The 262-nt window shown below is 66.0% G+C and carries 1 tRNA gene; it reads right to left on the bottom strand.

Annotation, left to right across the window (positions count from 1 at the left end):
- Nucleotides 1-89: 89 nt before the first annotated feature.
- Nucleotides 90-183, bottom strand: a tRNA-Ser gene (locus Q5L94_RS13845).
- Nucleotides 184-262: the final 79 nt, after the last annotated feature.

Genomic DNA, 262 nt, shown 5'->3' with positions numbered 1-262 from the left:
ATACCATTTCCCGCGCTTAAAGGGCCCCGGCAAGCCCTCCCCTAAGGACGCGGCGCGAAAAGGAAGCCCCGGCCTTCGCCGGGGCCTTTTGGCGGAGAGGGCGGGATTCGAACCCGCGAGGGAGGTTTAAGCCCCCCTACACGATTTCCAGTCGTGTCCCTTCAGCCACTCGGGCACCTCTCCAAGTGCCAAAAAGGAGTGTACCAGCGCCGTCCGCCCCCGTCAAGGTAGACTGGGGCCGCCACGACCCGCACGGCCCCAG

Source organism: Idiomarina sp. Sol25 (genome assembly GCF_033052775.1).
Classification (GTDB): domain Bacteria; phylum Pseudomonadota; class Gammaproteobacteria; order Enterobacterales; family Alteromonadaceae; genus Idiomarina.
The sequence above is the reverse complement of the archived record's forward strand: the minus strand, read 5'-3'. Positions and strand labels throughout refer to the sequence as shown.